The organism is Microbacterium sp. (genome assembly GCF_011620715.1).
Classification (GTDB): Bacteria; Actinomycetota; Actinomycetes; order Actinomycetales; family Microbacteriaceae; genus Microbacterium.
In genome coordinates, this window is the sequence record NZ_WOYP01000100.1 from 24,401 (window position 1) to 34,084 (window position 9,684).

Sequence of the window (9,684 nt, forward strand, 5' to 3'; positions counted from 1 at the left end):
TCGCTGTACTTCCGCGCGTTCTACGGCGTGCCCGACACCGTGCGCGCCCCCGACGGGACGCCGGTCAACGCGGTGCGCGGGTTCCTCGACATCATCACCCGGCTGGTCACCACCTACCGGCCCACGCATCTGGTCGCCTGCTGGGACGACGACTGGCGCCCGCAGTGGCGCGTCGATCTCATCCCCACCTACAAGACCCATCGGGTCGCCGAGGTCACTGCCGTCGGCCCCGACATCGAGGTCGTCCCCGACCCGCTCGAGGTGCAGGTGCCGATCATCCGGCGAACGCTCGAGACCCTCGGCATCCCGATCGTCGGCGCGGCCGAGCACGAGGCCGATGACGTGATCGGCACCCTCGCCACGCGGGCGACCCTGCCGGTCGACATCATCACCGGCGACCGCGACCTCTTCCAGCTCGTCGACGACGCGAGCGACGTGCGCGTCATCTACACGGCACGCGGCATGAGCAACCTCGAGATCGTGACCGACGCCACCGTCGTCGCGAAGTACGGGGTCCTGCCGACCCAGTACGCCGACTTCGCGACCCTGCGCGGCGACTCGTCCGACGGCCTGCCCGGCGTCGCGGGCATCGGCGAGAAGACCGCCGCCACCCTTCTCACCGCGCACGGCGACCTGGCCGGCATCATCGCAGCCGCCGAAGCGGGCGCAGGCATGTCGGCCGGCATCCAGAGCAAGATCCTCGCCGGGCTCCCCTACCTGGCGGTCGCTCCCACCGTCGTCGAAGTCGTGAAGGGCCTCGACCTCCCCGGCACCGAGTCGCGGCTGCGGGCGCTCGATGACGCCCGCCGAGCGGATGCCGCATCCCTCGCCGAGCAGTGGGCGCTGGGCACCGCGATGACGCGCATCGTCGACGCGCTCGACGCCGCCGGCGCCCGCTGATCCACGGGCCGGGCGTACTCCCCGCACAGTACCTCGAGCCTTCGACGGGGTCTCACAGCGTCGGAGCCCACATGGCCGGCTGGGGCCCCGGCTTCGGCTGGTGGTTCCTGCTGATCCCGCTGTTCTGGATCCTGCTGTTCGCCCTGATCTTCGGCATCTTCGGCCGCCGGTGGCTCCGCAATGCGATGCAGAACGGCTACGGCCCCCACCGCTGCCTGAACCCCGCGCGCCAGGCCGAGACCACGCTCGGATGCGCGCGCCGCCCTCGCGGCGACGGCGCGCCGACGCACTCATCCTCGCCGCGAACGCGCTGCCGCACCCGCCGCCAGCAGAGTGACGCAGTACAGCACGGCGATCAGGACCATCAGGCCCAGTGGCGCCGTCCACCCACCGGTCGCCTCGTGCAGCGCACCCATGATCGGCGCACCGAGCGCGCCGATGCCGTAGCCGCCGCCCTGCACGAGCGCCGACATCCCGGCGGCCTCGTTGTCGCTGCGGGAGACCACGACCAGCGTCGTGAAGATGACCACGAATCCGCCCGCGTGACCGATCGCGCCGATCGTGAGCCAGAGCCACGTCAGCTCGGGGGCGAGCAGCATGCCCACCGTGAGGATGAGCCACGACACGCAGATCGTCAGCGTCGGCACGATCGCCGGCGTGAACCGGGCCAGCAGCGGCACCATGAAGGCACCGACGATGCCCGCGCCCTGAAACAGCGATGAGAGAGCACCCGCGGCAGCGGCATCCAGGCCCAATTCGTCGGCGGTCAGGGTCGGCAGCCAGGTCGAGAGGGCGTAATAGATCATGACCTGCCCCGCGAATGCGGCCAGCAGCAGCCACGTGACGGGCCGGCGGGTCATCGCGCGCTCCGACCGGCCGCGCGCGACCACCGGCAGCGGGCCGGTGAGGGTCGCCGGGTCGAGATCCCGCGTGACGACGCCGGCCGGCTGGTCGCCCGAGTACCGCTCGCCCCACCGGTCGCGGTCGCGGCGCGATCGTCGCAGATGCGCTCCCCAGAGCACGATCCCGGCGATCGTGAGCACCGACCATGCCAGCAGCGCACCCGGCCAGCCGACCAGCGCGGCCAGCGGCGCGGTCAGCAGCGACGTGATGAGCGAACCCGCGTTGAGGGTGGCGACATAGGCCGCCGTGACCACCCCCACCCGCGCGGCGGGAACGTCGCGCCTGATGATCACGGGAATGACGACGTTGCCGATCGTGACGGCCGCTCCGATCACGAACATGCCCGTCAGCATCCAGCCGAAACCGGGGATCGCGCGGATCACCGTGCCGAGCAGCACTCCGCTGAGCGAGAGCATGAGCGCGAGTTCGGCGCCCGCGCGGCGGATCACGAGCGCGGCGACCGGCGTCAACAGGGCGAACATGAGCACCGGCGCGGTCGTGAGCAGTCCCGCCGTCGCCGAGCCGATGCCGAAGTCCTGCTCGATGTCGCGCAGCACCGGAGTCGGCGCCACGATCGGCCCGCGCATGCTGAGCGCTGCTACCAGCACTCCCGCGAGCACGAACCACGGGATGCCGTGCCGCGCACGCTCGGCCAGACTCACCGGCGCAGACCGGTCCACTCCCGAAGCTGCGCGAGCGGCCACGTCGTCACGATCCGCTCGGGCGGCACGCCTGCGCGCTCCGCGCGCTCCGCGCCGAAGTCCAGGAGCGAGAGCTGTCCGGGCGCGTGCGCGTCGGAGTCGATCGAGAAGAGGCAGCCGGCCGCGAGCGCGATGGCGATGAGGTCGTCGGGCGGATCCTGCCGCTCGGGCCGCGAGTTGATCTCGACCGCGACCCCGTGCTCGGCGCACGCGTCGAAGACCGCGGTCGCATCGATTGCCGACGGCGGTCGCGTGCCGCGCGAGCCTTCCACGAGGCGCCCGGTGACGTGGCCGAGCACATCGACCCGCCCGCTGGAGACCGCGCGCACCAGACGACGCGTCATCGGGCCGCGCTCCATGCGCAGTCTGGAATGCGCCGAGGCCACCACGACGTCCAGTTCCCGCAGCAGCACCGGCTCCTGATCGAGGCCGCCCTCCGCGAGGATGTCGACCTCGATGCCGGACAGCAGCGTGAATCCGTCACCGCTCATGCCGGCAACGATCTCCAGCTGCGCGCGCAGGCGCTCCGCCGACAGTCCGTTCGCGACGCGCAGGCGCGGCGAGTGGTCGGTCAGAGCCAGGTATTCGTGCCCCAGCGCGCGGGCAGCATCCACCATGAGATCGATCGAGGTCAGCCCGTCGGACCACTCGCTGTGGCTGTGCAGATCGCCGCGCAGCATCCCGCGCAGGGCGGAGGTGCGCTCCACTCCGGCGCGCTCGCGAAGGTCGATCAGGTATCCCGGCACGCGCCCCTCGAGTGCGTCCTGGATCACCGCGAACGTCGAATCGCCGATGCCCTTGCGGCGGCGCAGGGTCGCAGCATCCCGCAGCTGCTCGTCGCTCATCCCGTCGATGGCCTCAGCCGCCGTGCGGAACGCCTTCGACTTGTACCGCGACGACCGCTCACGTTCGAGCAGCGCAGCGATCTCGGTCAGCGCGTCGTGGGGGTGCACCGTGGTCGTCCCTCACGGAGTCCGCGCGCGCGGTCGAAACGGCTCACGCGACCGGCGATCGCATGATCACGAACGGCGCGCTCGCAGGACGGCGGCAGTGGTGTCGGCGATCGAAGCGTCGGTCATGGCATCCTCCTGAGGTTGCCGACATGCTAACGCGACTGTCGTCGGACCGTCATCGGGCAGGCTGTGCGAACGAGCGCGTCACCTCGACCCACGCCGCGAGCTTCTGCGCAGCCGCACCGCTGTCGATCGCTGCGGTTGCGGCATCCTTCGCCTCGGTCAGCCGCTCCAGGATCGGGCGCTGCACCTCGGTCGCGTCCTGCGACAGGCGGAATGCCACGATTCCGGCGGCGGCGTTCAGCAGCACGATGTCGCGCACGGCGCCCTGCTCACCCTCGAACACCCGGTGCACGATCTGGGCGTTGTGCGCGGGGTCCCCGCCCAGCAGCGCGTCGATTTCGGCGAGCGGGATGCCGAGATCGCGCGGATCGAGGTCGTGCTCGTGCACATCGCCGCGGCTCACCTCCCACAGCCGGCTGTGGCCGGTCGTGGTCAGCTCATCAAGGCCGTCATCACCGCGGAAGACGAGGGCAGTCGCACCCCGGGTGCGGAAGACGCCGGTGATGAGCGGCACGCGATCCAGCTGCGCCACCCCCACGGCGTTGGCCTCGGCGCGCGCCGGGTTGGACAGCGGACCGAGGAAGTTGAATACCGTCGGCACGCCCAGCTCGGCCCGCGTCGGGCCGGCGTGGCGGAACCCGGGGTGGAACGCCGAGGCGAACGCGAAGGTGATGCCGGCTCGGGAGAGTGTTTCGGCGACCTGCTCGGGCGTGAGGGTGAGGTCGATGCCGAGCGCCGACAGCACATCCGACGACCCTGATGCGGAGCTCGCCGCCTTGTTGCCGTGCTTGACCACGGGAACACCGGATGCCGCGGCCACGACCGCCGACATCGTCGAGATGTTCACGGTTCCGAAGCGGTCTCCGCCGGTGCCGACGATATCCAGCACATTCGGGTCGACCGGCAGCGGGAGGGCGGACTCCAGGATCGCGTCCCGAAAGCCGACGATCTCGTCGACCGTCTCGCCCTTGGCCCTCAGTGCCACGAGGAATCCCGCCAGCTGAGAGGCTGTCGCCGCGCCCGCCATGATCTCGCGCATCGCCCAGGTGGACTCGGACACGCTGAGGTCCTGGTCGGCCAGAAGAGTGGTGAGGATTCCCGGCCACGTATACGGCTCCGCCATACGCCAAAGCCTAGCCAGATTCTCAGCTGACTCGCGGCGCGCTCCGAGGACCCGCCAAGCCACCATCGGAATAAATCCCCTCCGGATGTGATCGGCGGGCTCACGGATCGGCCATAATGGTCAGGTGACGACCACGACAGAGACCTACTCACAGGCCATGCGTTCCGTCAAGCGTCCCGATCCGGTCGCTGTCGGAACGATCGTCTGGCTCGGCAGCGAGGTGATGTTCTTCGCGGGTCTGTTCGCGATCTACTTCACCCTCCGAAGCACCTCTCCGGAGCTCTGGGCTCAAGAGACCCAGCTGCTGAACATCCCCTACGCGACGGTCAATACGATCGTCCTCGTGCTCTCCTCCGTCACGTGCCAGATGGGCGTGTTCGCAGCCGAGCGCTTCCAGCCCTACTCGATGAAGAAGCGCGGGTGGCTCGGCTGGGGAATGGTCGAGTGGTTCTGGCTCACATTCGCACTCGGTGCGATCTTCGTCTCCGGCCAGGTCTGGGAGTATGCCCAGCTGGTCGCCGAGGGGATGCCGATCAGTGCGAACTCCTATGCGTCGGCGTTCTACCTCACCACCGGCTTCCACGCCCTGCACGTGACCGGTGGCCTCATCGCCTTCCTCCTCGTGATCGGCCGCGCGTACGCCGTCAAGAACTTCGGGCGCAAAGAGATGACCTCCTCGATCGTCGTGTCGTACTACTGGCACTTCGTCGATGTCGTCTGGATCGCGCTGTTCCTCGTCATTTACTTCCTGAAATAGAAGCGGAGCTGAGCCCCAACATGGCACGAGAGACCAAGCGCCGCTCGAACGGCCGACGCAGCCCCTGGGCTGCGGCCGCACTCATCGGCATCGGCCTCCTGATCACAGGTGGCGCCTACGCCGGTGCTTCCGCCGCGATGGCGGCGGGCACCGACACTGCCGTCGCATCGGGTCTGACGGTCGACGACGGCAAGAAGCTGTTCCAGGCCAACTGCGCGACCTGCCACGGCCTGAACCTGGAGGGCTCCACCACGGGGCCCTCGCTGTACGGCGTCGGCGAACTCGCCGTCGAGTTCCAGGTCTCGACCGGTCGCATGCCCCTGCAGGCTACGGCCCCGCAGGCCCCCCAGAAGCCGGCGCAGTTCACCGAAGAGCAGATCCTCGCGATGGCGGCCTACGTGCAGTCTCAGGCGCCCGGACCGACGTTCCCGTCCGAGCAAACACTCGACGGCGAAGGCGATGTCGCCCGGGGCGCGGAGCTCTTCCGCGTCAACTGCGCGATGTGCCACAACGTCGCCGCGGCCGGCGGTGCTCTGACCGAAGGCAAGTACGCTCCCGCGCTGGGAACGACCAGCGCCCTGCACATGTACGGCGCAATGGTCACCGGCCCGCAGAACATGCCGGTCTTCAACGACCTGACGCTCACCACCGAAGACAAGCGCGACATCATCTCGGCCCTGCTGTTCCTGCAGCAGAACGAGTCGCCGGGCGGATTCTCGCTCGGCTCACTCGGTCCGGTCTCTGAAGGCCTCTTCATCTGGATCTTCGGGATCGGCGGCCTGATCGCCATCACCGTGTGGATCACAGCGAAGTCCAACTGATCGATTCGACCATGACAACGAACGAGGATCTCATGGCACACGAGGACGACCCGCTCGAGCATGAAAGGGCTTCCTGGAACCCTTCGCCCGGGCTCGCCGTCGCGGTTTCCGACCCGGTGGAGCCTCCGGCGCTCCCGCCTCATCGCGAGCGGGTGACCGACAAGGACCCCGTAGCCATGAAGCACGCGGTCCGCACGGTGTACACGCTGTTCTACCTGTCGGTCGCGGCAAGCATCTGGGCGATCGCCGCCTACATGCTCTTCCCGATCGAGAGCGGCGCCATCGTCGACATCCGCAACAACAACATGTTCGTGGGGCTCGGCATCGGGCTCGCCCTACTGGCGATCGGCATCGCGGCGATCCATTGGTCGAAGGCGATCATGTCCGACAAGGAGCACATCGAGCCGCGGCACGCCACTCGTGGCCGCGACACGACGCGCGCCGCTGCCGTGCAGGCCTTCTCCGACGCGAACGACGATTCCGGCTTCGGCCGCCGCGTCGTGATCCGCAATTCGATGATCGCGGCGGTCGTGGCCTCGCTCGCGCCGGCCGTGGTCCTGTTCCGCGGACTCGCCCCTGAGAACACCCCCGCCAATCCCATTGCGGGCGACCCGGTCGCCTTGCTCGAGGAAACCATGTGGACCGCGGGAATGCGCCTCGTGCACGACCCCGAGGGCACTCCGATCCGAGCCGCAGATGTCACTCTGGGCTCGGCCGTGCACGTGATCCCGGAGTCTCTGGCCGAACTCGGCCACGCCGAAGGGTACCTCGAGCAGAAGGCCAAGGCCATCGTGCTGGTCATGCGCCTGCTTCCCGAAGACCTCATCGAGTCTCCCGAGAAGGCCGACTGGTCGTACGAAGGCATCGTCGCCTACTCGAAGGTGTGCACCCATGTCGGGTGCCCGGTCGCACTGTATGAGCAGCAGACGCACCACTTGCTCTGCCCGTGCCACCAGTCGCAATTCGATGTGACCGACGCGGCGAAGGTCATCTTCGGGCCAGCCGCGCGTCCCCTTCCGCAGCTTCCGATCACGATCGACGATGAGGGCTACCTCATCGCGCGAAGCGGCTTCACCGAACCCGTAGGGCCGAGCTTCTGGGAGCGCCATTGAGTACTGCGACGGCACCCGCCGAAACCCCCGACGCCGAGAAGCGCGACGCGCCTCTGGGTGGCCGCTTCATCGGCGCGACCGCGAACTACATCGACGAGCGCACCAGCCTCTCGGGCTTCGTCAAAGAGCTCGGTCGCAAGATCTTCCCCGACCACTGGTCGTTCATGCTCGGTGAGATCGCGCTCTGGAGCTTCGTCGTCGTCCTGCTGTCAGGAACGTTCCTGACGTTCTTCTTCCAGGCCTCGATGGTTCCGACCCACTACACGGGTGCGTTCCTGCCGATGCGCGGTGTCGAGATGTCGGCGGCGCTGGACTCGTCACTCAGGATCTCGTTCGATCTGCGCGGGGGCCTCCTGGTCCGACAGATCCACCACTGGGCCGCGCTGGTGTTCGTCGCCGGCATCGGCGTGCACATGCTGCGCATCTTCTTCACCGGTGCTTTCCGCAAACCGCGCGAGCTGAACTGGGTGATCGGCTTCATCCTGTTCATCCTCGCGATGGCCGAGGGTTTCACGGGCTACTCCCTTCCCGACGACCTGCTGTCGGGCAACGGTCTGCGCATCATCGACGGCATGATCAAGGGCATCCCGCTGGTCGGCACGTGGATCTCGTTCCTGCTGTTCGGCGGCGAGTTCCCCGGCACCGCGATCGTCGGTCGCCTCTACACGCTGCACATCCTGCTGCTGCCCGCCATCCTGGTCGGCCTGCTCGTTCTTCACCTGATGCTCATGGTGATCAACAAGCACACGCAGTTCGCCGGCCCGGGTCGCACGAACAGCAACGTCGTCGGCTACCCGATGATGCCGGTGTACATGTCGAAGATGGGCGGGTTCCTCTTCATCACGTTCGGCGTGATCGTGCTCATCGCCTCGCTGTTCACGATCAACCCGATCTGGAATTACGGCCCGTACGACCCGTCCCCGGTCTCGGCAGGCACACAGCCCGACTGGTACATCGGCTTCGCCGACGGCGCATTGCGGCTCGTTCCACCCGGCTGGGAGATCGTGTTCCTCGACCGCACCTGGTCGTTCAACATCCTCGTACCTCTCGTGGGCCTCGGGTTGTTCATCGTGCTGGTTGCGATCTACCCGTTCATCGAGGCCTGGATCACCGGAGACAAGCGAGAGCACCACATCGCCGAGCGTCCTCGTAACGCGGCGACGCGCACGGCGATCGGCGCGGCGGGTGTGACGTTCTACGCGGTCCTCTGGGCGGCGGCGTCGTCCGACATCATCGCGACCCACTTCTATCTCACGATGGAAGGTGTCATCCATACGCTGCAGGCCCTGCTGGTGGTCGGCCCGGTCGTCGCCTACTTCGTCACCAAGCGCATCTGCATCGCGCTCCAGAAGAAGGACCGCGAGATCGTGCTGCACGGTTACGAGTCGGGCCGCATCGTCCGGCTCCCCGGCGGCGAGTACATCGAGGTGCACCAGCCCGTCGACGAGTACGAGCGCTGGAAGCTTGTCGACAACGATGGCTACGAGCCTCTCGTCGTGCGACCGAACGCTCATGGACGCATTCCCTGGCATGAGAACCTGCGCGCGAGCCTGTCGCGCTGGCTGTTCGAGGACCGCCTCGCACCGCTTACGCAGGCCGAGATCGACGCGGCCGTGGCTCACCAGCATCACGAGCTCGAGCACATCGCGGCCGAAGAAGATGTCGAACTGCAGGGAGCGCACGCGCGTGCCGGTGTTCCCGGCGCTCCGCATACCCCGATCGACGACGGTCACCACTCTGAGACGGCGGTGCGCCCGTCGAACGTGATCGTCTCCGACGACGGTGCGAGACAGCCGGTAAATCCCGACGAGAAGAATTCGTAGAACCGCTCCGGCGCAACCGGATGCCCCGGCCCTGAACACGCTGTGTTCGCGGCCGGGGCATCTGGCTTTGCGGCGCGACCGTGCCGCGATATCCGTCATCGCGTAGCGTGAAGGCATGACCGACGCGATCTCCTACTTCTCTGCCAAGCTCGCCCATGAGACCGACGCCTCCGATGTGTACGCCGCGCAGAAGGACGGCGAGGCCTTCGTTCTGATCGACGTGCGCAGCGACGCCGCCTGGAAGCAGGGTCGCATCGCGGGCGCGATCCACTTGCGCCGTCAGGAGATCGCCGAGCGCGCAGCCGGCGAGCTCGACCCTGCCGTGCCTGTCGTGGTCTATTGCTGGAGTCCTGGCTGCAACGCCGGCGCAAAGGCGGCCCTGGAGTGTCAATGGCCATTCCGAACTGCCCGTGGGCGGCCAGCAGAATTGCCCGCTGGTGGCCACGGAAACTGCCCGCTCATGGCCAA

Annotated in this window: 9 protein-coding genes; 6 read left to right on the forward strand and 3 right to left on the reverse strand. The window is 68.0% G+C overall.

The annotated features are described in order from the left end of the window. Window positions 1-900, forward strand: a 900-nt coding sequence (locus QZV84_RS09955) for a 5'-3' exonuclease (protein ID WP_292828988.1), incomplete at its 5' end; no start/stop codon positions are given. A gap of 290 nt (window positions 901-1,190) precedes the next feature. Here the strand turns inward: QZV84_RS09955 and QZV84_RS09960 are convergent. The 3 genes from QZV84_RS09960 to trpD all read right to left on the reverse strand — a co-directional run bounded on the left by QZV84_RS09960 (window position 1,191) and on the right by trpD (window position 4,703). Then, on the reverse strand, window positions 1,191-2,507 hold the full coding sequence (locus tag QZV84_RS09960) for an MFS transporter (RefSeq protein WP_292828990.1): 1,317 nt from the start codon (window positions 2,505-2,507) through the stop codon (window positions 1,191-1,193). After that, window positions 2,462-3,457 (reverse strand): PHP domain-containing protein, encoded by a 996-nt coding sequence (locus tag QZV84_RS09965; RefSeq protein WP_292828992.1) that lies wholly within the window; start codon window positions 3,455-3,457, stop codon window positions 2,462-2,464. Before QZV84_RS09965 ends, QZV84_RS09960 begins: the two co-directional genes overlap by 46 nt. Before the next feature lie 175 nt (window positions 3,458-3,632). Continuing rightward, window positions 3,633-4,703: an anthranilate phosphoribosyltransferase gene (gene trpD, locus QZV84_RS09970; protein WP_292828994.1), complete on the reverse strand. Its 1,071-nt coding sequence runs from the start codon at window positions 4,701-4,703 to the stop codon at window positions 3,633-3,635. A 157-nt stretch (window positions 4,704-4,860) separates the two neighbouring features. Here trpD and QZV84_RS09975 point away from each other — a divergent pair, with 157 nt between their 5' ends. The 5 genes from QZV84_RS09975 to QZV84_RS09995 all read left to right on the forward strand — a co-directional run. Further along, on the forward strand, window positions 4,861-5,460 hold the full coding sequence (locus QZV84_RS09975; protein WP_292829012.1) for a heme-copper oxidase subunit III: 600 nt from the start codon (window positions 4,861-4,863) through the stop codon (window positions 5,458-5,460). 20 nt (window positions 5,461-5,480) lie between these two features. Further along, a complete protein-coding gene (locus QZV84_RS09980) occupies window positions 5,481-6,281 on the forward strand; it encodes a cytochrome c (RefSeq protein WP_292828996.1) in 801 nt (266 codons plus the stop codon). Between the two features lie 32 nt (window positions 6,282-6,313). Then, the gene (locus QZV84_RS09985) at window positions 6,314-7,393 is read left to right on the forward strand and encodes a Rieske 2Fe-2S domain-containing protein (RefSeq protein WP_292828998.1); all 1,080 of its coding nucleotides are present in this window, start codon (window positions 6,314-6,316) and stop codon (window positions 7,391-7,393) included. Then, a complete protein-coding gene (locus tag QZV84_RS09990; protein WP_292829000.1) occupies window positions 7,390-9,216 on the forward strand; it encodes a ubiquinol-cytochrome c reductase cytochrome b subunit in 1,827 nt (608 codons plus the stop codon). The genes QZV84_RS09985 and QZV84_RS09990 overlap by 4 nt, the downstream gene beginning before the upstream one ends. Window positions 9,217-9,331: 115 nt before the next feature. Then, window positions 9,332-9,684 (forward strand): rhodanese-like domain-containing protein (locus QZV84_RS09995; RefSeq protein ID WP_292829002.1); only part of this gene is annotated, 353 nt, incomplete at its 3' end.